Consider the following 24,844-nt stretch of genomic DNA (forward strand, 5'->3'; position numbering starts at 1 on the left):
CTATCCCCATTAACCTATAGTCAAGTCAATAAATAAACTTCATCAAGCTCTTAATCCCAGGCAAATTTATCTGACTCAAAGCAGACCTTTTTCCACCATCAGACCTCCTAGAGTGATAGTAATCAGACCCCTTTTCAGCAGTAACCCCATTTACCACCATTCCTAAAACATGCGATCGCGCTTGCTCTAGCATCATTTTCGTACTCTTAGCAACAGCACGGTCAAGCACTCCAGGATGTACAACCAGCAATATCCCATCTGCCATCTTGCCTAGCATGAGTGCATCACCAAACAAACTCAAGGCAGGAGTATCAATAATCACACAATCATAGTCTTTGACTGCCTCTTGAATTAACAAAGCCATGCGCTGCGAATGTAGCAATGCTGCGGGTTTTGCTAGGATTGTCCCAGCCGTTAAGAGATCCAAGTTAACTAATACTTCTTGAGTGGCGTTGCGAAACTCTGCTTGACCAACTAAAACATTACTTAGTCCAACTGGATTAGATAATCTCCAGATTTCCTGTTGGGAAGAGTGACGCATATCCGCATCTACTAATAGGATTTTGCGCCCCATATGTGCTTTAGCTACTGCCAAATTTGCAGCCACAAATGATTTGCCTTCACCCGGAGCTGAACTAACTACGGCAATTACTTTTAATGGTCGATCGGAGATAGTAAAATCCAGGTTTGTCTGAAGCATCTCAAAGGCTGAACTTGCTCCCGAATATGGATTATCTTTGACTGCTAGTTCGACTAGACCTTCCCCACTGTTTTTAGCTTTTCGATCGAAGTGAGGAATCGTACCGAGTAAAGAATAACCTAATAACTGCTGGGCTTGCTCAAGAGTTTTCAGGGATCGATCCATAGCTTCTAAGATCAAAGCTACGCCTACACCCAGCAAAATTCCCAAAAATCCACCCAGTGCTAGCTGAAAGGCAATTTTGGAAGGAATAGCTTTTTGAGGAAGTAAAGCCGCAGATATTACCCTGGCATTACCGACATTCTGATTTACTACTACATCGACTTCTTGCGATCGCTTTAGCAGTTCTTCATAAGTAGATGTAGCAACTTGCAACTGTCGCTCTAACTGCTCCTGTTTTTCTTGCAGTTGCGGTAAAACACTCAATCGTCTTTGAGAAAGTGTGTATGCATTCTGCAAAACCGTAATTCGGTTAGCTAATGCTGAACGTTCTACATCCGACTGTACCAGTTGGGCCACTAAGGTCTGCTTGAGTTCTCCCATCCCTAAATTCTGGGCTGGTACAGATTTTTCTCTATCTGCATTCTCAACAATTCGCGTCTCTAGCTGCTTTTTGAGGGCTGCTTCTTTTGCTAACAAATTAGCGATCGTCGGATGTTTGTCTGTTTACCTATCAATACTAGGCTGCCAAATATAGTCCGCAGCCTACCGATATTGCTTTTGTTAGGGGATATTTTTGGGTTGCTAATTTGTTTAGCGATCGCACAATGGTTGCGTTTAGATCAACCCTTACATTGGCTAAATCCGTTGCCTTATGTATTTGTCTGCATGATACTTGCAGCATTTTATTTAGCAGATGCTTACCATCCAGATCGGCAAATTTCAGGTTTAAGAGCGCCCGCTCGAATTATTGTTTGTAGCATTGCGATCGCCTTCTTGATTTCTGCTCTGATTTACTTGTCAGATATTGCCAAATACAACCCGATATCGTGGCGGAGTGTCTTCTTACCTAGCTTAGGAATCTTTACTATCTGGGCAATAATATTGCGCGTAATGGCGGTGAGATGGGTGCGATCGCACGCTCTGAAAAGCCGTTGGTTAATACTAGGAGGCGGGGATAATGCCATCAAATTTACACAAAAATTGCTAGAACTTAATCCTTTAGGAAAGCTGACTGTTCTAGCAGAGGAAAACCAAAAAGCTATAGACTTACCAAAAAGAAATCTGAGTTATCAGGGAAGCCTGAGCGATTTGTCGCAATGGAGTCAAGAATCCTGGTCTGGGGTTATAGTGACAGCGCAGATAAACTTTTCCGAGTCACAAGCACAACAGTTAATGCAGATGCGGTTGCGAGGCATTCCGGTTTATACATTGCCGGATGTTTACGAAACATTTTGGTATAAACTCCCTTCGTCGCTGTTACAAGATAAATGGTTGGCTTTTAGTGATGGTTTTAACCTCATGCCTGGTTACTTCAGTATGAAACTGAAGCGAGTTATCGATCTCATATTGATCCTCTTTTTACTAGTATTAGTTGCACCACTTCTGTTATTGGTTGCATTACTAGTTAGGCTAGATAGCCCTGGCCCAGTATTGTACAGTCAGCAGCGAAGTGGGTTATACGGTAAACCATTTAGAGTTTATAAATTTCGCTCCATGTATCAGGATGCAGAAAAGTTGGGGGCGCAGTGGGCTAGTCAACGCGATCCACGAATCACCAGAGTCGGATACTGGCTACGTTTGTTGCGTATTGATGAATTACCTCAAATATGGAACGTCTTACGGGGTGAAATGAGTCTGATTGGGCCTCGTCCAGAACGACCAGAATTTGATGTCAAACTCAAAGAAGCGATTCCCTACTATGAAGTTCGCCATTTGGTCAAACCTGGAATTACAGGCTGGGCACAGGTTATGTATCCCTATGGAGCATCTATAGAAGATGCTTATGAAAAGCTGTCATACGATCTGTACTACATCAAAAATTATTCCATTTGGTTGGATTTAGCGATCGCCTTCAAAACGATTCGAGTTGTTTTGTTAGGTAAAGGTAGATAAGGAAAAAGAAATGAAAAATAAAATATTGGTAACTGGCGGTGCTGGTTACATTGGCTCCCATGTAGTTCGTCAACTAGGAGAAGCTGGTTATGATGTCGTAGTCTACGACAACTGCTCTACAAGTTCACCAGCATCGGTACTACACGGGAAACTAATTATTGGCGATTTAGTAGACAGTGGGCATCTTTATCAAGTTTTTGCCCAGCATAAATTCAGCGCAGTCTTACACTTTGCCGCTAGTCTGATTGTTCCAGAATCAGTAGCTCATCCCCTCGACTACTACGCCAACAACACCCGCAACACCTTAAATTTGCTGCGCTGCTGTAGCGTTATGGGTGTTAACAAGTTCATTTTTTCCAGCACAGCCGCAGTCTATGGAGAAGTAAAAGACAATCCTGTTACTGAGTCGAATCCTACACAGCCCATCAATCCTTACGGACGTTCAAAGTTGATGAGTGAGTGGCTGATCCAGGACTATGCAGCAGTATCTTCACTAAACTACGTAATTTTACGTTACTTTAATGTAGCAGGTTCTGAACCCAGTGGACTATTGGGGCAAATGTCACCGAATGCCACACACTTGATTCGAGCTGCTTGTGATGCAGCACTCAAGCGCAAGCCAGAAGTCCGAATTTTTGGTACTGATTTTCCTACGCCCGACGGAACCGCAATTCGAGACTATATCCATGTTGAAGATTTGGCGACTGCTCACTTAGATGCTTTAGATTACTTAGAAAAAGGAGGGGAAAGCCAAATTTTCAACTGCGGTTATGGGCAAGGATACAGCGTGCGACAAGTTATTGAAAGAGTCAAGGCTATTTCTGGTGTAGATTTTCCCGTTATTGCTGCACCACGTCGTCCAGGCGATCCTGCCTGTGTTGCAGCTTGTGCTGATAAAATCCATAGGGTTCTGGGTTGGCAACCAAAACACAATGATTTAGACGAGATTATCAACACAACCATTGCTTGGGAAAAACACAAGAGTAACTTGGCAAGTCAAAGGCATATCAATATGGCATATGCATAATTAGAACTTGGCACCTAATTAACCTTGTTTTTGCAATTTAGATAACGTGAATTCGACGGCTCATATAGTGTCCCTATAATTGACTCAATCAAAAAATTTCTTAGAGGTTTTACTACACAAAACCGTCCCTATTGAAATTGAAGAAGCACAGACTTGAAGTTTAATTCAAGGTAAAGAGAGGTTCGTCGAACTTACGTTGACATAGGCATTATCTTTAAATAAAGGCACGCAATTACTGATGTTAAAGGCGGCGGATAGTTCAACATCTGACTCAAAACCTCTTTCAATCAATTCTTTACCAGAACTGCATTTTTTCAAGTACCCTAGTAAATCCTGCTGGAAAGCCTGAAATGTTGTCACAGCGACTTCGGCTTCTGGTGATAGACTGCCATTTAAATAACTAAGAATTGCCCCAGCACCAATTAAATCTTCAAATGCAGGGCGGAGGCTACCATCTTCTTTCCACCTCTCACCAGCAGGAATCACAGCAATTTGATCGCCATACTTTTGAGCAAACTGCGCCACAGCTTGGCAATTTCGCAAGCAGCCAGCCAAAGTTGGTGTATTTCCTGTATGTAAAGTCAGGAAAGAACCGTTAGGTGATGGTAAAACTAGTCTGGTTCCAGCAGGAATCTGAGCCACCGATTTTGGCGAGAGAGAATATCCAGTTGTAGTCCAACGTTGTCTATGACTTGCCAACTCTGCTTGCACTGATTTGGCATAATCTATGGCTGACTCATCTTTATATGCGTAGGGAAAAATTATTGCACCGTTGTTAGTGGCAATTTCTACGCAAGTAGAAAAAGAGAGAACATCAACTATCACAATTACATCACTGATAGGAACGAGTTCAGCAACTCCTTGTGCGCCCCATTCACAGCGTAAATTAAACTCTGATTGGTTGTAAATCATTGGTGCGATCGCAAAAGACAATATGATAAAAATTAAACCATAGATAAGTAAGGCAGTGTAAATAATTAAAGGTTTATAGTCAGCACAAAACCTGCTTATCTTAGTATAAGATATCTATACAATTTCAATATGTTAAACTCACATTAAAACAACGATTGTAGATTATTTATTATCCATGTTTCTAATTGTTTCCAAGGTATTATTACAAGGTTATTTTCATTAATTTTATCTACATTAATATCATGCCAATATGACTTTATTGCTCTTTTTGCTATTACTATTTCAATGCCATCTCTATTGCTAACTTCAAATTTTTTGCTTGAAGACCATATAATTGCAGTCTTAGTTGATACTTTTTCTAGTAAAATTAATGCTTTCTCTCCTTTTTGAAAACATGCATATGACCAAGCTGTATACACATTAAACTTGATATTTCCAAAGCAATCTGATTCAAATTCATCCTTTTGTCCTTTCAAGATGGATAGAGGTTTTGCAGTGACCTTTGCACCTCTATTTTTCACAGATATGACTTGTACAAAAGCGATCAATTTTGCAGATCGGCAATCATTCAAAAAAGTGTATGGGCCTGAACGTTGATATTCTTCTTTGAAGTCAAGGTAGTATTTAGGTAATAGCGATTCTTCCAACTCACAATCTGGAGGAAGTGGGTCAGTTATCAATTGGAACATCTCACTTAATTCGTCATAATATTCATTCAGACTATGACAATATTCAGATGTATTTTTAGAACTGGATTCGATAGAATGTTTTAGTTGTCTTAAAATATTTAAATCATCTTCTGGGAGTTCTGAATAATATTGAAACATTAGCGCTATCACTCAAAAATAATTACAAATGTTCAAAAACCAATTAGATTTAGAATGTTTGTACAATTTTAACAATTTTCTAAAACGTCTCCTCATCTTAGTGCAACACATACTTGCTGTTATTTAGATAAGCGCGTATCTCATTTATTTTAGCTTGCTTATTACTTTCAGAGTTAAAAGACTTACTATCAAATCTAATCTATAAACAACTTAAACATAAAGCTCTAATCTAAGGCTAAGAATTTTAAATTAGATAAAAGTTTAAGAAAAAAATTATAAATTTAGTTGTAAAAATTTCCGATGTGTCGGTTAAACTTGAGCAAAGAGATTACTTTTTTGATTGGGAACATACAGACTATTAGCAGCACAAAAACAAATTTTACGCTCCTTATAAACGCGAATTTACTGACTTTGCTGTTGGATAAGTAGTTGAAAATAAGCAATAGTAATCTTTGCTCTAATCAGCCACTATCCGCTAAACTCAGAAATGCTGCGTTATTCCTCATCATGTCCGATTCTCAAACTGTTAGTGCTGCTGTTGCCAAACTCTACAATACCTACCCCTTTCCGCCTGAAGCCCTGCTGGATGAACCACCTCCAGGCTACAACTGGCGCTGGAATTGGCTAGCCGCTCATAACTTCTGCACAGGTCAAAAGCCCCAAAAGCAAGATATTCGGATTTTAGATGCAGGTTGCGGTACTGGTGTAGGTACAGAGTACCTAGTTCACCTCAATCCTCAAGCTTCTGTTGTGGGAATTGACCTCAGTACTGGTGCTTTAGCTGTAGCAAAAGAACGTTGTCAGCGTTCAGGTGCTAACCGCGTTGAATTTCATCACCTCAGTTTGTTTGATGTGGAACAGTTACCGGGTGAGTTTGATTTAATTAACTGTGTTGGCGTTTTGCATCATACCCCCGATCCCATTCGCGGAATTCAAGCTTTGGCGAAGAAATTAGCCCCAGGCGGCTTAATGCACATTTTTGTGTACGGGGAATTGGGGCGCTGGGAAATTCAACTCATGCAAAAAGCGATCGCACTTCTTCAAGGTGACAAAAAAGGCGACTACCGCGATGGTGTCCAAGTCGGGCGACAAATATTCGCTTCCTTACCAGAAAATAACCGAATTGTCAAATACGATAAACAACGTTGGTCGCTAGAAAACAACAAGGATGAATACTTTGCTGATATGTACGTTCATCCTCAAGAAATTGACTACAACATTGAGACGCTGTTTGAATTAATTGATGCTTCGGGATTGGAATTTATTGGTTTCTCGAATCCGAGCTTTTGGGATTTGGAGAGACTTTTAGGCAAAGCACCAGAGTTAGTCGAACGAGCAAAAGAATTGAGCGATCGCCAGCTTTATCGCCTGATAGAATTATTAGACCCAGAAGTAACTCATTACGAGTTTTTCCTCGGTCGTCCTCCCTTAATCAAAGCTGACTGGTCGGAAGATAACGTATTACTGGCAGCGATTCCCGAACTGAATCCTTGTCTTGAGGGATTTCCCAGTCAATGTTTCTTTAATTACGATTACCAAATTGTTAATTTATCTGTAGCAGAGTTTGAGTTTATGCAAAGATGCGATCAAAACTCCACAGTTGCAGAGATATTGACAAATGTAGAACTGGGATTGGATGAGGTAAGAAGCCTTTTGCAACAGCAGTTGATTTTATTGACACCTGCTTAGGGAATTCAAGTAAAAAATATCCAATTATTAATTGTGGGATGGGCCTTTCGGTTATCCCACAATTAGATATTTACCCTACAACAGCCGAACTTGCTACTTTCTCCTGTCTTTGGGAAGGCGGACGCATTCCCAAACCAAGTAAATTCAGCATTTCTCGGTCAGTATCGTAATCTGGACAGGGAGTTGTCACCGTCAACATCTTGTTGTCGTCGCTAGAAAAGATAGAATTGGCTCCTGCCATAAAGCAGAAAGCTTGCTCAACTTGAGAAAGTCTCGCCCTGCCGGCGCTAAGACGCACATCGGAAGCTGGCATTAAAATTCTGGCTGTGGCAATCATCCGCACAATATCCCAAATGGGGACATCAGGCTGATTTTCTAAAGGTGTGCCCGGTACTTGCGAGAGAATATTAATTGGCACGGACTCTGGATGCGGATGTAAGTTTGCCAGAGTTTGTAACATCCCAACCCGGTCATCGACAGTTTCGCCTAAACCCAGGATACCGCCGGAACAGACAGTAACATTTGTCTGACGGACATTCTCAATTGTGTTCAAGCGATCGCTATATGTCCTTGTGGTAATAATTGTGCTGTAATATTCCTGCGAGGTATCTAAGTTATGGTTGTAGGCATAAAGTCCTGCTTCTGACAATTTCTTGGCTTGATTTGCCGTCAACATACCCAGAGTGCAGCACACTTCTAAACCCATTGCAGTTACATCCTTGACCATTTCCAGGACTTCCTCAAATTGTGAGTTATCCCGGACTTCGCGCCAAGCTGCACCCATACAAATGCGACTAACACCAGTTTCTTTAGCTTTTTGAGCGATGTTAACTACTGTTTCTTTTTCTAGAAGTGCTTGCGCCTTTACCTCTGTTTTATAACGGGAAGATTGGGCGCAGTAGCTACAATCTTCTGGACAACCTCCCGTTTTGATAGATATGAGTTTGCAAACTTGTATTTTTGTTGGGTCATGATATTGGCGATGCACGCTAGCAGCTTGATAAATCAGCTCTAGCAATGGCGTATTGTAAATCGCCCGAATCTCTAATTCCTGCCAATCGTAGCGTATTCCCACCACATCACTATCCTTCTTGTAGACTGGGTTAAATCTTGAGCTGTCTTTTGCTTAAATCTGCTGCGGTACAGCCTTTGGGCAAAGCTATTTTATCGAAGTTGTACCCTGGAATGTGCTTTATCACCCATTGGCTCTCAATCCTTCCGCTCTAGATATTAGACATCAGCTTATCAAGATTTTGGTTGAATGGCAGATTAAGAGCAAAAATACTCACCCCATCTTTTGTAAAGGGAATTGGGAATTGGGCATTGAGCATTGGGCATTGGGAATTGGGAATTGGGTATAGATATATCTTTTGTCATGCTGGTCAAGAGTTCAAAGTCTATATAAAATCAGTTAATTGACCCCTGACTATTAACAAACTTTATGAAAAAACTATGACACTTGCATAAGCCCTGATAATCAGACAGCTAATCTAGCTGCTGCTAAACCGCAGATTATGAGAGAATTTACAAAATTTAGAGATTGTTCTGGGAAGAGATCCCGCCAATTAAGTAATTTATGATATCAGAACTGCCAATAATTGCAAGCGATCGCCTATTATTGCGAGCAGCGATCCATGAAGATATACCCCAAATTCTCAAGTACTTTATTGATAACAAAACTTATCTCACTCCATTTTACCCTCTTTGGGCTGATGGTTTTTTCACTGAAGAATATTGGCAATATCAGATAGAGAATAGTTTTCTAGAATTTATCAATGGGCAATCGTTAAAACTATTTGTTTTTACCAAAAAAAATCCTACCGTAGTTATTGGAACGGTCAACTTTAGTAATTTTGTCCGAGGAGCCGCTCATTTTTGCTATGTGGGATATAGCCTTGCTGAAAATAAACAAGGTAAAGGATATATGACAGAGGGTTTAAAGTCTGCAACTCAATATCTATTTGAAGAGTTAAATTTTCACCGAGTTATGGCTAACTATATGCCTCACAATCGGCGCAGTGGTAATGTACTCAAAAGGCTCGGTTTTGTTGTTGAAGGATACGCTAGAGACTATTTGCTAATTAATGGACAATGGGAAGATCACATTTTGACAAGTCTTACAAATCCTTATTGGAAAGAACCTAAAATTTAAATAAGCTGACGGCTATTGTCAATATTATTTAATTTCTCTAGCAAAACTGCTTTTAAAGCAATTTGTTTATAATTCATAATTATTATTTTTTTTAGTCATTTTATACAAGTAAGTAACTCTAAAATTGCACTCAATTACTCATTTGTAATTTTTGAGTAATACCCATCTTACAGCTATTCGCAATACTCTCATATTTATATGAGAAGGAATTTAATATATCAGTTGTGAATCTCTACAAATTCATAGTAAATTCATCATAAATACACAACAACTCCACAGGCAAATGCAATAGTAATATTTGTTCGCTAACAAACTTAGTTCCTAAGGTTAGCTTTAGCCGATGTGTCCAATTTTCTTAAACAGTTGAGGAGTTTTTAAAATGCTCATTAATTCTATAAAACGCTTATCTGTCTTTTCTACTATCTTCGCTTTTGCTACCGTCTTAAACGGAGTTGTCTTAGCAGCACCAGGCCCAAATCCCAGCACTACACCAGCCTTAAAAACTCAAACTAGTGCTGTACCACACCAACCAATCAAACTCACAAATCAACAGCGCCAACAAATCCAAGCGGCTCGCCAGCAAAGAGACAAGAATATTGAGGCTCTATTAAACCCGTCCCAAGATACTAAATTTAAGGCAGCACTGCAATCCCGTCAGAGAATCAGAATAGTTTTAAAATCTTTGGATTTGAATCAAGATCAACAGAAACAAGTTCAATCAATTTTGCAAACTTATAACCTGCAAGTGAAAAAAATTCTCTCTTCACAGGCATCACAACCAATATCAAAACCAGGAGAAATTGCTTCACCAACATCACAACCAATTAAAAAATAAAAAATCAGTTTTATTTCATTAAGTTTAAATTTTGCAAGACTGGCGAATTTTATCCAAACTTCGGTTAAGCCAGTCTTATTTTTTTTGAATATCCAAAACTTTATTTATTTTAGAGGATGTTTGAAAAGTCGTAAAGTATACTATAAATCTCACTTCCATTTTTCTCCCCGTTGGCGTCAACCTGCCGTTAGGCAAGCAAAGAGAGGCTTTGAAACCCCCATTTTCTCGTGAGTGTTGGGGGCTAGGGGGGTTAGGTTTCTGAAGCTTTGATGTGATGAAAAATACTTTTAAAACATCCTCTTAAAAGAGGGTACGAGGTATGCAGTTACACTTAGGGACTACTTGTGTAATAGGCGATTGAAAGCGGTTTTACAAGAGCCGATACCTCATGGCAGAGGTAGAAATTTACTCGTGAGCGATTGACACGCGTCTACGAACTTACGCCAGCTAGCTTCAGTGTTCTAATTATTCTGAGTTGCCTAACCCAAAATGGGTGTATAAACTTCAACATTTATAGGGCTTATTCTGTACAAACCACTTTTCACAGGCATCTTTGACAACTTTTCTGTCTTCAGATGACAAAAGCTCATCTGGCTGACCAGAAGCTAAAATTTTAGCGGCAGTAACCGCTTTTTCATATAACACACCGCACTGAACCAGTTCTGTACAAAAGATTTTTTCTCTTTCTTCTACAGGCGTAAAAAAATTACTTGGCATTTAGAAAAAAATTGTTTAGTTTTGTTTTTAAGAGAATACTTTTTATTACTAAACTTCTTCTTCTATCTAGTGAATAATTTCAGGTAGATAAAGCATGGTTTAATGTAAAGTTTGCTAGTAATAAAAAATACAAAACTGAAATTTCTCACTGATGATTTTATCAGGCAGTTTGATACAACTACAAATTAGTCAGCGTTCTTGCTTCAATTCCACGTTTTTCAAGGTGGCTTACTTCTGCCTCCTGAAGCGCTCCCGATTTTGATATGGATCGCTTTTTGCGTCTATGCTGATGATGCTGAAGCCAGAGGTAGTATTAAAGGAAGAATGAATTAGCTTTGCTCGTAATGACTCTGGCTGAAACTCCAAACGACAAGAATTCTAGCAATCCTTTTCTCTCCCTCAACTACGAAACCGCCTTAGAATCTCTAGGAGGCGACTACTACGATGAGGTTGCAGCAGCTGAATTTCCCCAACACCTCCTGCGTTGGCGTAACGATCAACTATTACCCCGTTTTGGTCTAGACCCCCAAGTAGTCAAAGACGAAGATTTCATCGCAGCCTTTGGCCAATTTCAAGGGCGCAAACCATTGTTAGCACTGCGTTACCACGGCTACCAATTTGGTGAATATAACGGGCAGTTGGGTGATGGTAGAGGCTTTCTCTACGGACAAGTACGCGCCAATGATGGCGAATTATACGATTTTGGCACTAAAGGTTCTGGAAGAACGCCCTACTCCCGTGGTGGCGATGGTATGCTCACGCTCAAAGGTGGGGTGCGGGAAGTTCTGGCTGCGGAAGCACTGCACTACTTGGGTGTACGTACTTCGCGCTGTCTGAGCATGATTGAAACAGGTTTACCACTCTGGCGGGGCGATGAACCTTCGCCTACCCGTTCATCTGTGATGGTTAGGATGAGCAGTTCTCATATTCGGTTTGGCACTTTTGAGCGACTGCACTATTTCCAGCGTCCAGATTTAACTAAGAAGTTATTAGACCACGTAATTGAGCAGTATTATCGACACTTAAATGCTGAAGAAGATAAATATGGCTTGTTTTACGCCGAATTAGTTAAACGGGTTGCAGAACTAGTAGCGCAGTGGATGGCGGCTGGCTTTTGTCATGCAGTCCTGAATACTGACAATATGTCGATTACGGGAGAAAGCTTTGATTATGGGCCTTATGCATTTATCCCTACTTATGACCCATACTTTATCGCTGCATATTTTGACTATTCTGGACGCTACTGTTACAGTAATCAACCAATTATTTGCAAGCTAAATTTAGAAATGCTCCAGGAACCTTTAAAGGCGATTATTGATAAAGGCGATATGGAGACTAGTTTAGCTAAGTTTGATGAATATTATCAAGCTGAATACAGTTCTTTGATGTTGAAGAAGTTGGGTTTTGTGGAGTTGCAACATCCACAAGCTGAAGAACTCTTAAATCTCACGATTGAATTCTTGAAAGCCAGCCAAGTTGGTTATCATCAATTCTTTTATGAGATGGCTCGCACTTTTTCATCTAAATGGCGAGATGAACCAGGTTTTGTAATGAATAGTTCAGATATTGTACCAGTACCGGGTGCATCAGCAATTTTTGATGATTGGTGCATAGCATACCACAAAATCTTGAATGATTTTGATAGCGATCGCATTAATGTAATTGCCCAAACTCTAGCTGTTCATAATCCCAAAACGGCATTATTAAGACCTGTGATTGAATCTGTTTGGGAAGCAATTGCTCAGGAAGATAATTGGCAGCCTTTTTATGAGTTAATCAAGGCAATTCAGTCTAGGAAGTAGTCAATTTACAGCTACTTTCTTTTTAATATAGTACTTCTCGTTTGTATGCAATACACTCTGACCTCTCTCCAAACCTCTCTCCTAAAAGGAGAGAGGCTTTGAAACTTACTCCCCAACGCTAGTAGGGAAGGGGCTGGGGGTTAGGTCTGTATTCCATGCAATTGAGAAGCGCTATATTATGAATTTTTGTGCTTGGTCAGTAGTAAGCTGTTCCACCTTTAATTTGCATAATTAGGGCGGGCAAGATGCCCACTCCACAAGATGGATAATTTATTTCTTAGAAGTCCCTTATGGATATTCAATAAATGTTGGATAGGTCTGAAGCGGGAGACTAATTCAGTTGTCTCAAAACCTCGAACTTTCCCCTACCTCTAACTAAACTGTTGAGCATAAAACCGCGCATAGCGACGCTCTAGAGCTAATAATTCTTCATGGGTTCCCGATTCGACAATTTGTCCCTGTTCAAGAACTAAAATCCGATCGCACCTTCTAACTGTCGATAAACGGTGAGCAATAATAAACACTGTCCGTTTTTCCATCAATCTTTCCAACGCTTCCTGCACCAGTGCTTCTGACTCAGAATCTAAGGCTGATGTCGCCTCATCAAGAATCAAGATTTGAGGATTGAGCAGAACAGCACGAGCGATCGCAATTCTTTGTCTTTGTCCACCTGATAAGTTTACCCCACGTTCGCCTACCCAAGTCTTATAACCTTCTGGTAGTTGGCTAATAAATTGATGGGCATTAGCAATTTTCGCCGCCTCCTTAACTGCTTTTATGTCAAAAATATATTGTCCAAAGGCGATATTTTGGGCAATCGTCCCGGAAAAGATGATGGTTTCTTGAGGAACAATCCCAATTTGTCGCCGCAGACTATGCAACTTCACATCCCGAATATCAACATCGTCAATGAAGATTTGCCCAACTTCGGGGTCGTAAAAACGGGGTAAGAGATTCACAAATGTAGTTTTACCAGCACCAGAAGCACCCACAAGAGCGATCGCTTCACCTGGCGATACCAATAAACTAATATCTTTTAATACGGGTTCACCTGGTTTATAAGCAAAGGAAATATGACGATATTCTACTTTGCCTTTGACTGGAGGGAGAGCGATCGCATTTATCTTTTCGATTACCGTCGGCTGAATTGCCATCAATTCAAAAACGCGGTCAACTGATGCCTCACCCTGCTTAAATTCGTTGTAGTTGTTAGTAGTATGACCAATGGGATCGATTAACAGCGCTGCCGCCGCCACATAACTGAAAAAATTCGCCACAGTCAAGTTACCTTGGGAAATTTGCCAAGCTCCCACAATCAGTAACGATAACGCACTTAAGGCTTCCAAAAATCCAATGATGGGAATCTGAATCGCTTTCAGGCGTTCGGCTGAGTATTTTGCTTTGAGGCTGCGTTCTGCTTCATGGCCAAAGCGGGCAATTTCGTAATTTTCGGCAGCAAAAGCCTGTACTAAACGAATACCGTTGAAAACTTCCGCGAGGATGGCTGATAAACCCGACACGCGATTTTGACTTTTTAAGGAATATTTGCGTAAACGTTCGCCAAACCAGCCAACTAAAATACCCATGAGTGGCGCAACTATCACTGTTGCTAATGTTAGTTGCCAATTCAGATAAATCATGTAAATCGGAATTGCTAGCAGCTGCAAAATACAGGGGATAAAGTCGTGAAATACTTTATTTACCACTTCGCCAACGCGGTCAACATCTTCGGTGAGGCGGTAAGATAAATCACCAGCTTTTGCCGTTTCAAAATAGCTGAGATTTAGCTTTTGAAGATGCGCGTAGACTTGCTGGCGGAGATGAAAAGCAACTCGCAAAGCAGCTTTTGCCATGTACATATCTTGTATAGACTGAAACAAGCCTCGAACAAGAAATACTAAAGCACAGCTGCCAGTTATTTGAGCGATCGCGACTACATTACCTTGAGCAAAGGGAATTGCCAATTTACCAGCGAGATTAATTAATACTAAAGTCGCCAGCACGTATCCCAAGATACCAATAATTCCCTTGGTAATGGTTTGCCACTGGAGTCGGATATAAGGTAGCAATTGCCAGTAATTAGAACGGGTTTTCAAGCTTGAAGATCCACAACGCTATTTTACTTTGTTTGACGCTAGCAGTTTTTAGGGAGTTTCTGAATAGTTTACTAATTAGTTACAAACTGTTTTAGCGTTCAGGTCAAAATAATCTACATACATAGAATTGGTATAAATATTAAAAGTATACCCTGCTATAGATGACAGGTTTTTAGTATTAATAAATACTGATATTTAGATTTGACCATTACTTCCACCTACGCTTCATAGTTTTGCAGCTCGAGCAATATGGATGTAGATAACTTTGGCCAAGAGATAGAAGAATTGCGATCGCGGGTACGGAAAATATGGCAGCGTACAGCAACTCAACCGAACTCACAACAAGAGCTAATAATAGAGGCTTTCGATGAACTCCAAATCTCAGTGGAAGAACTATTGGCTGCCTCCGAGGAGTTAGAGCTAACAAGAGCCGGAGCTGAGAGAGAACGCCAGCGTTACCAAGAATTATTCGATTTTGCGCCGGATGGCTACTTAGTAACTGATACCGTCGGGAAGATCCTAGAGGCTAACTATGCAGCAGCAACTATGCTCTCCATACGCCAAAAATATCTGGTAGGTAAACCATTAATTGTGTTTATTGCTCAACAAGACCGTCAGATATTTCGCTCCCTGATCAATAATTCACAGCAGATACAGGACTACATAATGGATATAAAGCCACGCTTGGGTAAATCCTTTCCTGCTAGTATCAGCGTATCTCCAGTGTATGACTTACAAGAAAAGTTGGTAGGCTGGCGTTTGTTGCTGCGTAATCTCAGCGAAGCTAAACAAGCACAAGAACAAGTGGCAAAACGCACAGAGGAACTGGCAAAAGCAAATCAGCAATTGCTGAGTGAAATTACAGAGCATAAACGAGCCAAGTCACAACTGCTGCATCTTGCGTTTCACGATGTACTGACGGGACTCCCAAACCGCGCTTTATTTATGAACCGCTTAGAAGATGCGGTCAATTATTCCCAACGGCATTCAGATTATCTATTTGCTGTCTTGTTTCTAGACCTAGATCGCTTTAAGGTGATCAATGACAGCCTGGGGCACACATTTGGAGATCAATTACTGCTTACCGTTGCTCAAAGGCTTCAAGAATGCTTGCGCTCTACAGATATGGCTGCACGGCTGGGAGGAGACGAGTTTATCATTTTGCTAGTGGGAATTAGAGATGTATTAGAAGTGGTAGGGGTTGTTGAGCGAGTACAAAAGAATCTGTCACTTCCTCTGGTTCTGGACGGGCACGAAGTCTCTACTACAGCGAGTATTGGCATTGCTTTAAGCATAACAGATTATAAACAACCAGAAGATTACTTGCGTGACGCTGATATAGCGATGTACCGAGCTAAAGCACAAGGCAGGGCCTGCTATGAGATTTTTAACCCTGATATGCATATTCAAGCAATGGCACACTTGGAGTTGGTTAACGAGCTACGCCGAGCCATTGAACTTCAAGAGTTTCGGATTTATTATCAACCGATAGTGTCACTCAGTCATGGCAAGATAACTGGTTTTGAAGCGCTTATACGTTGGTTACATCCAAAACACGGCATTGTTTTGCCAGAGTATTTCATGTCAGCTGCTCAAGAAACCGGGCTAATTATCCTTATTGAGCAGTGGGTCTTGTATGAGGCTTGTCATCAGATACATCAATGGCAAGAGCAATTCTCCTCTAGCTGTGGTGAACTGGCTGAATATCCCTTGACCATTAGTGTCAATCTTTGTACTACTAGGTTCAGTGAAGAAAACTTGCTGCCGCACATCAATAAAGTTCTCCAAGACACTGGACTCCCCGCACCGAATTTGACGCTGGAGATTACAGAGGGCGTAATTATGGAAAATCACGATCAAGCCATTATCAGGGTAAAGCAACTGAAAAATTTAGGAATTAAGTTGGCAATTGACGACTTCGGTACGGGCTATTCCTCATTAGGTCGTCTCCACCACTTTCCAATTAATCAGTTGAAGATAGACCGCTCTTTTGTTAGCGGAAGCATTTTTGATGATGGAAATTTAGATATTGTTCAGACAATTATTACATTGGCACACAAATTAGGTGTGGATGTAACCGCCGAAGGGGTAGAGACAGAAGAGCAACTAGCAATGTTGAGAAAGTTGAACTGTGAATATGGGCAGGGATATTTTTTCTCCCATCCATTAGATAGCTCTCAGGCGACGGCATTAATTATGGCAAATCCTCAGTGGTGATGGATCTTGTGCAAAGGGAATTGCCAATTTACTGCCAAGATCGATCGATAGACCTCTTGCATAAGTGGAATAGACCCCCCTTAATCCCCCCCTTATAAAGGGGGGAAACTTGAAATCTTGCTCCCTCCCCTTCACAAGGGGAGGGTTGGGGAGGGGTAATTCAAGGATTTTTGCAAGAAGTCTAATACAAATAAACAGTGCCTTATGCTGTCGCTAACACACTCTCACTACGTTCTAAAAAATTAGCCCTCTCCTTGTAACTAAGGAAAGGGCTGAATTAATCTTAAAATACTTCGTAATTTTCCGGTTAAATTACGAATTACGAATTACGAATTACGAATTACTTAATATCCGCCTTCTTCTTCGTATTCTGGCTGTCTTTCCTTGACTTTCTTAGGAATATTCACAGGCTTTGGCGCATCTTCCCAAGCATCGCCGTCTACGTCGTCATAATCATCGTATTCGTCAACATAAGGCTTGTTATAGGGCTGGGCTTCATACTTTAGCGGCTGCGGTTGTTGATACCTGTCGTTGCCAGTTGCCTCGCTCCAGTTATCTTCTTCGTCATCTTCTTCGTATTGAATAGATTCATACTGCCGCGCCTTCATTACCTGACGCTGTGGCCTTTCCTCTTCCACATAGTCTTCATTCCATTCTTCTTCCCGCGCTACGGGTTCGGGGGCGCGAACTTTTTGCCTGGGTGGCTGCAATGGCACTCCGCTAGGCAGTTGATTGGGTGCTGCAATTGTACGCGGTGGAGTATAGCCGTATTCTTCTTCTATATCTCGCTCCCACGGTGCTTTGCCGATACCCAGACGCTCTAGTAAACCAACTGTCAACTGGTTTACTCGTTCTTCGGCTCCCTCAAACACAATTAATCGATTGGGGCCTGTGCTGACAATTTCATCGACTGAGAACTCGTAAGTACTCAGAAATTGATCGGGAATTTGGGGCAATCCTAAAGAAGCAATGACTATAGATTCAAGCTTCCCGCTTTCGCCGTTGAACTTGAAGCCGCGGACTTTACCTAAGACTTCACCTGTTTCTGTAATTACTTCCCAGTTAATCAAATTACTGAGAGATTCAACTTCGATATCTTCAATGACATCTTCGTTATCAACCAGGATGACATCACCAATCTGGCTGATGTTGTTGAGGTACATATAGCGCGGTATGCCCGAAATGGAGATCAGGCTGTCTCGCAAACCAAGAGCCACAACCTCTCGTTGATCGATATCAACCCAGACTTGACTAATGATGCCTAGCCGCTTGCCGTTGTCGCGGGTAATCACCTGGGTATTTAATATGTCGGAACGCCTAATTATCTGTTCGGAGGTCATTCTATACCGAGTCCTGATCTCGAATCCGGTTTGGTTTATCTATACACTATTATTAACAAAAACTCAAGCAGATGTATTGGATGATTGTAATTTAATCCCCAAAACTTGAGTGTAAGCTCCTCGTGCTTGAGTAACGCCAATTGTGCGTTCGGCTGATTCTATCATCGGACGACGCAAACTCACAACTATAAATTGCGCTTGTTGTGACTGTTGTTTAATCATTCTAGCTAATCGCTCTACGTTTGCTCCATCTAGGAACATATCTACTTCGTCAAAGGCGTAAAATGGCGATGGGCGGTAGCGTTGCAGGGCAAAGATAAAGCTCAAGGCTGTGAGTGATTTTTCTCCCCCAGACATGGAAGCTAGGCGCTGTACGGGTTTACCTTTTGGATGTGCGACTAAATTTAGCCCACTACTAAAGGGATCTTCAGGATTTTCAAGTTGTAAGAAGCCGTCGCCGTCGGAAAGAATGGCAAAAATTGATTGAAAGTTTTCGTTGACAGCATCGAAAGCTTCTTTAAAGGCAAGTTGCCGCAATGTGGTAAAGTTTTCAATTCGTAAAAGTAGTTCGGTGCGTTCTCCTTCTAGTGTCTCTAATTTTTGCGTGAGTTCCTGGAGGCGGTTTTGCGTGCGTTCGTATTCTTCCAACGCCAGCATATTCACAGGTTCCATTGCCTGTAAGCGTTTGGTAAGCGATCGCAATTCTTTCTGCAATTCTTCTAAATCTACTTTATCTGGAACTTCTGGCAAGGGATTTGGTAATTCTGCTCCCACATCCCGCAACTGCGTTTGTAATGCAATTAGTTCTTCGCGGCGCTTCTCTTGGGTTTCTTGGAGTTTTTGGATTTCCCATTCCAATTGTTGTTGGCGCAAAAGATGCGATCGCACTTCTTGTTCTGTAGCGTCGCGTTTTTGTTTTTCTTCTCCTAAATTTTGTTCCATTTGATTTAACGATAAACGGGTTTGGGTGATTTGGTCGTCTATCGTTGTGGTTTGTGTAAAGACGCGATGAATCGCGTCTCTACAAGAGGTTTGTTGGGTTTCGTATTCGGTGATGCGTGTCTCTGCTTCTTGGATTTTTTCTTGCGATCGTTGTTGCTGATTTTCTAAATTTTTTAATCTTTGTTCGGCTTCCCTTAACGCCGCCTCTCGTTGTTGCAATTGTTGCTCTTGAATTTTAATGGTTGCCTGGATTTGTTGCCATTCACTGGGGGTTTGGGATGCTTCTAACTCTGCTAAAGCGTGTCGCAATTGTTGCAACTCATTTTCTTGTCCAGGTAATTCCCGCTCTAAAATTTCTAATCGGGATTGAGCTGTGGCTAATTTTTCGCTGTTTTGGGCGAGTTGCGATCGCGTTCCCTCTAATTGCGCTGTCAAATTCTTAATATCTTTTTGCAACTGTTCCAATTGCAACTGCTGTTCGCGCCGCGCCTGACGCGCTTCTGTTAATTCTTGGGTGAGTTTTTTGGTTCTGGCTGACAAAGTAGCGATCGCTTCTGTACAACGCTCTAAAATTCGCTCAATATCCACCAAGCGACTTTTTAAAGCGATCGCTTCATCAGATTCCGCCGCTTCACCCGTACCAAATCGTAACGCTGAACGCTGGGTATTACTACCACCAGTCATTGCACCACTGGTTTCTAAGAGTTCCCCGTCTAAGGTGACGATGCGATAAAGTCCTAAATTTTTCCGCGCCGCTTCAAGGTTGGCAAAAACTACGGTGTTACCGAAAACATAGCTGAAGACATCTTTGTAACGGCGATCGCAATCGACTAAGTTAACAGCATAGTTAACGAAACCGCTAGCGAAACGCAGCGTTGCATCTTGGGTAAATTTGGGAGCGTGAATTTTATTCAGTGGTAAAAAAGTTGCCCTGCCTGCACGTTTTTGTTTGAGCAGTTCAATACCTGCTGCGGCGATGCTGTCATCTTCTACCACAATATGTCCCAAGCGTCCCCCAGCAGCCATTTCCAAGGCTAGCTGATGGCGGGGTTCCACTAGTCCCAACTGCACCACTAAACCGCAAACACCAGGCATTCCTGATTGTAAAATGACTTTACTAGCTTGGGTTCCTTGGACTTCTTGCTGTGCTTGCGCTTGCGCTTCGATTTTATCCAACTGGCGTTGTTTTTCTCGTTGTTCGGAAAGTAACCGTTTTTGAGTTTCCTGTTGGATTTGCAGTTCTTGTTCTGTGGCTGAGAGATTTTGGGCTAAGTTTTGGATGGGTTCGCTAGAAGTGTTAAATTCCGTTTCAATTCCACTACATTGAGTTTGTTTTTCTGCTAATAGCGGTTCGTCGCGTTCAATTAACTGGGTTTGCTCTTGGATTAACTGCTGTAACTGATTATTGCGTTCTCTGAGTTGTGCTTGTTCGGTGCGTTGCGGTTCTAGAGTGTGCAGCAAAGCTTCTATTTGACGGTTGAATGCTGTTTGTTGCTGCACCCAGGCTTCTGAAGCCGAGGCGATTTCTGCGGCGGCTTCGCGGGAGGTTTCTAGAGATTGTTGTGCTTCATTCCTTTGGTGTTGGGAAGACGCGATGAATCGCGTCTCTACAATGTGTGTTTCGGCAATTTCTTCTAGGGAATGACGATGTTTTTGAATCTCTTGCTGAGTTTGAGCTAGACGTTTGGCAGTTTCTTGGGAAGCTGTTTGTAATTCCGTTAGCTGACGCTGGAGTTGTTTACGTTCTGCTTCTTGGGTGGCGAGGGTAGATTGTACTGCCAAAAGTTCCTCTTCTCCCAATGCTTTGACGTGGGCATTGAGTTGTTCGAGTTCAGCAGTTTTTTGAACGATTTCGGAATTTAGGTTGGTGAGTTGGGTAGTGAGTTCAGTAGAATTGCGATCGCCTGTTTGAATTTCGTGAACTAATTTTTCTTGTTGTGCTTGTAGCGATCGCCATGATAAAACAGCTTCCCAGGATTGTTTAGCCAGAAATTCTGTGCGGAGTTTTTGATATTTCTCAGCTTTCGCCCGATCTTGGGAAAGGCGATCGCGCTGTGCAGTTAATTCCGTTTCAATAATCCGACAGCTATCTTCCTTTTCCTTCACCTCATCTAAAGTTGATTTGGCTTGGACAATTTTGCGATCGAACGCCGCCACCCCAGCTAATTCATCAATAATTTCCCGCCGTTCTCGCCCATTCATCGAGATAATACTGGTGACATCTCCTTGCAGTACTACATTGTATCCTTCAGGATAAACCCGTAGATTACTTAGTTCCCCATGCAACTCTGTTAACGTGCAAGGTACACCATTGATATAGTAATTCGATGTGTAAGTCCCTTGGTGAGTGACTCGTAGCCTTCTAGTAACACTCCACTCTCCCGATTTTGGGCTTCGGCTTACTTCGGCTCCGGTTCCATCAAGCGAAGTCGAGATGCTCGGCACAAGTTGCTCAGTCGAGCGAGTTTGGACTTCGGCTTCGCTCAGTCGAACGATTTTGGATTTTGGATTTTCTTCCCCTGCTTCCCCTGCTTCCTCTACTTCCTCGACTTCCTGTCTTTGTGCCTTTGCGTCTTTGTGTGAAATTTCATCCGATAAATCAAATGTTACCGTGACGCTAGCCTCAATCGAAGCACGTCCTTTAGCCGTTTGAGTATTATTTACCAAATCCGGCAAGCGATCGGCTCGCATTCCCTTAGAACTGGAGAGTCCCAGGCAAAAGAGCAGTGCATCTAAGATATTAGACTTACCCGAACCATTTGGCCCAGATATGACAGTACACCCCGGTAGCAAAGGGACAGAAGTAGTGCCACCGAAGGATTTGAAGTTCGTAAGTTCCACGCGCTTGATGTGCACCATAGGCGCTGGTTCCCTGGGCTAATGAAGAACAAGTGTATCAACTAATTAAGAATTCGCAAGAGGGTAAGGCGGAGAATTGGAAATTATAGTAAACGCGTTGCGGTGAGCCTGCAAGCTTCACTCAGAAGGCTTACCGCAGGCGATCGCTCAGTGTACGGCAAAAATTTTGATGTCGCAAACTGACCATCAAAATTTTCCCAGAGCAGATAATATCATGTCTGACTAATTACTTGTAATTCAAAAATCTCTGCGTTTGCGTGTCTTTGCGTCAGTCCTAAATTACAACTATTCAATCAGAACGATCTCAGGATAGTTTAAGTGCGGAGGATAATTAGTTGGTATAGTTTAAATCATTTATTCTGTCTCTGTCGTCTTCGCTCGATCGTGACAACAAAGCGATCGCATTTTTATCTCAGGATATAACTAGTTTGAAATACGCTCAAGGCATTCTCACACAGTAATGTTACCTGCTAAGGAACTGAGGGGAACAAGAGAAAAAAGTAATTCAACCAAATGGTAGAGGATATTAAAAGCACCAAATGAATTTATAATAAAGTAATCTTTACAATTGAAAAAACGTAGAAAGAAAGTCATCTTTACTACCCCAATCCGTTGTCTGTGATATGGTTCTTAACCCCAAATATTTGTAGAACTTAGTAATGAAGAAATTAATTAAAGGTCTGCGCGAATTTAAATCTAGCTATTTTTCGACACATCAAAAATTATTTGAGCAACTTTCACACGGTCAAAAACCCAGAGTATTATTTATTACCTGTTCTGATTCGCGTCTCGATCCAAATCTAATTACACAAGCCCAAGTTGGTGAATTATTTGTCATTCGCAATGCAGGTAACATCATTCCACCCTATGGGGCAAGTAATGGCGGTGAAGGTGCGACAATTGAATATGCTGTTCAAGCTTTAGATGTTCGCCAAATTATTATTTGTGGTCATTCTCATTGCGGTGCAATGAAAGGATTAATGAAGTTACACAATCTCAGCGATGAAATGCCGCTTGTACATGATTGGCTTAAATATGCAGAAGCAACTCGAAGGCTAGTTATAGACCACTATAGCCACTATGACCAAGAAGAACTACTAGAGATTATGATAGCCGAAAATGTTCTGACTCAAATTGAGAATTTGCGGACATATCCAGTGATTCACTCTAAGCTTTATCAGGGGGAACTCAGCATTTATGCTTGGATTTATCACATTGAAACAGGAGAAGTTTTCGCATACGATCCCCAGAAGCACGCTTATGTTTTGCCTCAAACTCTGTTTGCAGAATCAGAGATAGATGAGTCATTCAGAGGTGAGGTTACAAATACCAATTTAGCTGTGCGTTCCCCCCAAAACCAGCAGGATGATGTTCAACCTTATGAGAAACAGTCTGTTTCTCCATTTGAGTGGTTTCCAATGAGACGACTTTCTCCAGAGCAGATGGAGCGAATTTATCGAGGTTCAAATAATGGAAGTTGAAAGATAAAAATATAGAATTTCAAACATTCTATTAGAGGGTTGAGAGTGAGGTTTTTGTACCTTACAGCTATTTTCAGGTAAATAAACCATGCGGTAGGGGCACAGCATTGCTCAGTGGTGTAAACTTAAGCCAAAACCCTTTTAAAATCTCGTTTTCAGCCTCTGGCTGGAAATGTTACTCTTGGCGGCTCTGCCGCGAGTTGGGAGGCGGAGCCTCAATGAGGGGCATTCCCAGTCTCAGACTGGGAACGAGATAAAGAGGAGAAAAAGCCCTGCTTTTTAAGGGGGTTGAGGGATCTTCGAGAGACAAATTATGTTAACCGAAGCGTATTGGGTATTAACTACCTATTCCTGACTTTTATTTAAGCAAGTCAAAATAGAGACTTATATCTGTATAAGTCTCTATTCGGCTTCCATGTTGATGCTAACTGAAAGCTTCAGTTATTCTTTTATGGCTTTTTTACAGCATCAATTTTTGCTTCTACCTTCACCGTCTTCACACCTTGGACTTCTTTAGCCAAGGTTTCAGCTTTCTTAAGTTCTTCAACCGAAGCAGCTGTACCTTTGAGGATAATTTCACTCTGTTTGTTTTCAACTTGTAACTTGTTACCTGGTAAGCCTTGATTCAACTTGGCGCTAACTTCAGTTTTTAAGTCGCTCTTAGCTTTTGTTGCTGCCATTTTTTCAGCATCGGTTTTAACTTTAGTACCTGTACTAGCTGCTAAAGGAGTAGTTTGTGTTTCTGGCACTTTGGCAGTTTGATTTGTGTTTGAAGCTGGTTTTACTGGTGCTTGAGCGGCTTCATTAGTTGTGCTAGGAGTTTCGGAACCAGTTTTAGGAGCCTCTTGGCAGCCAAAAGTACCAACTACCAAAATGCTACTAACTACTAATAGAATTAGTTTTTTCATTATTTATCTCCGAATTGAGTAATTGAAGCGGTTAATTGAGATGTGTGTCATGGTGAGGAGCAAATTTAAAAAAACAATTAAAAGTGAAGTAGCAAAAGTACTTAAGCAATAGCTCAGGTTACTGAAAATTGAAATTTGGGCGATTTCTTGAAGCTAAGATTTTGCACCCGGTTTTGAGAAATCTCAATTCAATTTTTCTGACGGCTGCTAACCAGGATGGCTTTACACGCAGTCTGTGGCTCTCGATGAATTTAATGTAGATGCACAGTAGCTCTTTTGATGGTA

General features: G+C 41.5%; 18 protein-coding genes. 9 read left to right on the forward strand and 9 right to left on the reverse strand.

Annotated elements, in window-relative coordinates; translation table 11 throughout:
• Positions 1-25: 25 nt before the first annotated feature.
• The gene (locus RMX89_RS18995) at positions 26-1,339 is read right to left on the reverse strand and encodes a polysaccharide biosynthesis tyrosine autokinase (RefSeq protein WP_322690027.1); all 1,314 of its coding nucleotides are present in this window, start codon (positions 1,337-1,339) and stop codon (positions 26-28) included.
• Between the two features lie 15 nt (positions 1,340-1,354).
• On the opposite strand from RMX89_RS18995, the gene RMX89_RS19000 reads away from it, so the two are divergent.
• Entirely contained in the window at positions 1,355-2,755 is a 1,401-nt protein-coding gene (locus RMX89_RS19000; protein WP_322690028.1) for a sugar transferase, read from the forward strand.
• Positions 2,756-2,765: 10 nt separating this feature from the next.
• On the forward strand, positions 2,766-3,782 hold the full coding sequence (galE, locus tag RMX89_RS19005; protein WP_289794838.1) for a UDP-glucose 4-epimerase GalE: 1,017 nt from the start codon (positions 2,766-2,768) through the stop codon (positions 3,780-3,782).
• A 165-nt stretch (positions 3,783-3,947) separates the two neighbouring features.
• Here galE and RMX89_RS19010 read toward each other — a convergent pair whose 3' ends face one another.
• The gene (locus RMX89_RS19010; RefSeq protein ID WP_322683833.1) at positions 3,948-4,694 is read right to left on the reverse strand and encodes a 2-phosphosulfolactate phosphatase; all 747 of its coding nucleotides are present in this window, start codon (positions 4,692-4,694) and stop codon (positions 3,948-3,950) included.
• A gap of 143 nt (positions 4,695-4,837) precedes the next feature.
• Positions 4,838-5,521, reverse strand: a complete 684-nt coding sequence (locus tag RMX89_RS19015) for a hypothetical protein (protein WP_322690029.1) — start codon at positions 5,519-5,521, stop codon at positions 4,838-4,840.
• A 507-nt stretch (positions 5,522-6,028) separates the two neighbouring features.
• On the opposite strand from RMX89_RS19015, the gene RMX89_RS19020 reads away from it, so the two are divergent.
• Positions 6,029-7,210, forward strand: a complete 1,182-nt coding sequence (locus tag RMX89_RS19020; RefSeq protein ID WP_322690030.1) for a class I SAM-dependent methyltransferase — start codon at positions 6,029-6,031, stop codon at positions 7,208-7,210.
• A gap of 70 nt (positions 7,211-7,280) precedes the next feature.
• On the opposite strand, the gene bioB is transcribed toward RMX89_RS19020, so the two are convergent.
• Positions 7,281-8,288 carry a biotin synthase BioB gene (gene bioB, locus RMX89_RS19025; protein WP_322672075.1) on the reverse strand — a complete coding sequence of 336 codons (1,008 nt, stop codon included), beginning with the start codon at positions 8,286-8,288 and terminating at the stop codon, positions 7,281-7,283.
• Positions 8,289-8,786: 498 nt separating this feature from the next.
• Between bioB and RMX89_RS19030 the strand changes: the two genes are divergently transcribed.
• Both RMX89_RS19030 and RMX89_RS19035 read left to right on the forward strand, forming a co-directional pair.
• The gene (locus tag RMX89_RS19030; RefSeq protein WP_322672074.1) at positions 8,787-9,362 is read left to right on the forward strand and encodes a GNAT family N-acetyltransferase; all 576 of its coding nucleotides are present in this window, start codon (positions 8,787-8,789) and stop codon (positions 9,360-9,362) included.
• A 379-nt stretch (positions 9,363-9,741) separates the two neighbouring features.
• A complete protein-coding gene (locus RMX89_RS19035; RefSeq protein WP_322690031.1) occupies positions 9,742-10,197 on the forward strand; it encodes a hypothetical protein in 456 nt (151 codons plus the stop codon).
• Positions 10,198-10,701: 504 nt separating this feature from the next.
• Here RMX89_RS19035 and RMX89_RS19040 read toward each other — a convergent pair.
• Positions 10,702-10,914: a hypothetical protein gene (locus RMX89_RS19040; protein ID WP_322672072.1), complete on the reverse strand. Its 213-nt coding sequence runs from the start codon at positions 10,912-10,914 to the stop codon at positions 10,702-10,704.
• A gap of 198 nt (positions 10,915-11,112) precedes the next feature.
• Here RMX89_RS19040 and RMX89_RS19045 point away from each other — a divergent pair, with 198 nt between their 5' ends.
• The gene (locus tag RMX89_RS19045; protein WP_322690032.1) at positions 11,113-11,247 is read left to right on the forward strand and encodes a hypothetical protein; all 135 of its coding nucleotides are present in this window, start codon (positions 11,113-11,115) and stop codon (positions 11,245-11,247) included.
• 11 nt (positions 11,248-11,258) lie between these two features.
• Complete coding sequence (locus tag RMX89_RS19050; protein ID WP_322690033.1) at positions 11,259-12,716, forward strand: protein adenylyltransferase SelO; 1,458 nt, start codon at positions 11,259-11,261, stop codon at positions 12,714-12,716.
• Between the two features lie 371 nt (positions 12,717-13,087).
• Here the strand turns inward: RMX89_RS19050 and RMX89_RS19055 are convergent, their stop codons facing one another.
• Positions 13,088-14,812, reverse strand: a complete 1,725-nt coding sequence (locus tag RMX89_RS19055) for an ABC transporter ATP-binding protein (RefSeq protein ID WP_322690034.1) — start codon at positions 14,810-14,812, stop codon at positions 13,088-13,090.
• A gap of 249 nt (positions 14,813-15,061) precedes the next feature.
• On the opposite strand from RMX89_RS19055, the gene RMX89_RS19060 reads away from it, so the two are divergent.
• Entirely contained in the window at positions 15,062-17,029 is a 1,968-nt protein-coding gene (locus tag RMX89_RS19060) for a putative bifunctional diguanylate cyclase/phosphodiesterase (protein ID WP_322690035.1), read from the forward strand.
• A gap of 344 nt (positions 17,030-17,373) precedes the next feature.
• On the opposite strand, the gene RMX89_RS19065 is transcribed toward RMX89_RS19060, so the two are convergent.
• Both RMX89_RS19065 and smc read right to left on the reverse strand, forming a co-directional pair.
• A complete protein-coding gene (locus RMX89_RS19065) occupies positions 17,374-18,369 on the reverse strand; it encodes a PRC-barrel domain-containing protein (RefSeq protein WP_322690036.1) in 996 nt (331 codons plus the stop codon).
• A 63-nt stretch (positions 18,370-18,432) separates the two neighbouring features.
• Complete coding sequence (smc, locus tag RMX89_RS19070; protein WP_322690037.1) at positions 18,433-22,170, reverse strand: chromosome segregation protein SMC; 3,738 nt, start codon at positions 22,168-22,170, stop codon at positions 18,433-18,435.
• 659 nt (positions 22,171-22,829) lie between these two features.
• On the opposite strand from smc, the gene RMX89_RS19075 reads away from it, so the two are divergent.
• Positions 22,830-23,651 (forward strand): carbonic anhydrase, encoded by an 822-nt coding sequence (locus tag RMX89_RS19075; RefSeq protein ID WP_322690038.1) that lies wholly within the window; start codon positions 22,830-22,832, stop codon positions 23,649-23,651.
• Positions 23,652-24,100: 449 nt separating this feature from the next.
• Here RMX89_RS19075 and RMX89_RS19080 read toward each other — a convergent pair whose 3' ends face one another.
• Positions 24,101-24,559, reverse strand: coding sequence for a BON domain-containing protein (locus RMX89_RS19080; RefSeq protein ID WP_322690039.1), 459 nt, complete (start codon positions 24,557-24,559; stop codon positions 24,101-24,103).
• Positions 24,560-24,844 lie beyond the last annotated feature (285 nt).

Origin of the sequence: Nostoc sp. DedSLP04 (genome assembly GCF_034530775.1) — a bacterium.
GTDB lineage: Bacteria > Cyanobacteriota > Cyanobacteriia > Cyanobacteriales > Nostocaceae > Nostoc.

What these genes read in the sequence shown, in the direction of transcription:
- RMX89_RS19000 (WP_322690028.1), top strand. Translation starts at nt 1,355, where the DNA reads ATGTTTGTCTGTTTACCTATCAATACTAGGCTGCCAAATATAGTCCGC.
- galE (WP_289794838.1), top strand. Translation starts at nt 2,766, where the DNA reads ATGAAAAATAAAATATTGGTAACTGGCGGTGCTGGTTACATTGGCTCC.
- RMX89_RS19010 (WP_322683833.1), bottom strand. Translation starts at nt 4,694, where the DNA reads ATGATTTACAACCAATCAGAGTTTAATTTACGCTGTGAATGGGGCGCA.
- RMX89_RS19015 (WP_322690029.1), bottom strand. Translation starts at nt 5,521, where the DNA reads ATGTTTCAATATTATTCAGAACTCCCAGAAGATGATTTAAATATTTTA.
- RMX89_RS19020 (WP_322690030.1), top strand. Translation starts at nt 6,029, where the DNA reads ATGTCCGATTCTCAAACTGTTAGTGCTGCTGTTGCCAAACTCTACAAT.
- RMX89_RS19030 (WP_322672074.1), top strand. Translation starts at nt 8,787, where the DNA reads ATGATATCAGAACTGCCAATAATTGCAAGCGATCGCCTATTATTGCGA.
- RMX89_RS19035 (WP_322690031.1), top strand. Translation starts at nt 9,742, where the DNA reads ATGCTCATTAATTCTATAAAACGCTTATCTGTCTTTTCTACTATCTTC.
- RMX89_RS19040 (WP_322672072.1), bottom strand. Translation starts at nt 10,914, where the DNA reads ATGCCAAGTAATTTTTTTACGCCTGTAGAAGAAAGAGAAAAAATCTTT.
- RMX89_RS19050 (WP_322690033.1), top strand. Translation starts at nt 11,259, where the DNA reads ATGACTCTGGCTGAAACTCCAAACGACAAGAATTCTAGCAATCCTTTT.
- RMX89_RS19060 (WP_322690035.1), top strand. Translation starts at nt 15,062, where the DNA reads ATGGATGTAGATAACTTTGGCCAAGAGATAGAAGAATTGCGATCGCGG.
- RMX89_RS19065 (WP_322690036.1), bottom strand. Translation starts at nt 18,369, where the DNA reads ATGACCTCCGAACAGATAATTAGGCGTTCCGACATATTAAATACCCAG.
- smc (WP_322690037.1), bottom strand. Translation starts at nt 22,170, where the DNA reads ATGGTGCACATCAAGCGCGTGGAACTTACGAACTTCAAATCCTTCGGT.
- RMX89_RS19075 (WP_322690038.1), top strand. Translation starts at nt 22,830, where the DNA reads ATGAAGAAATTAATTAAAGGTCTGCGCGAATTTAAATCTAGCTATTTT.
- RMX89_RS19080 (WP_322690039.1), bottom strand. Translation starts at nt 24,559, where the DNA reads ATGAAAAAACTAATTCTATTAGTAGTTAGTAGCATTTTGGTAGTTGGT.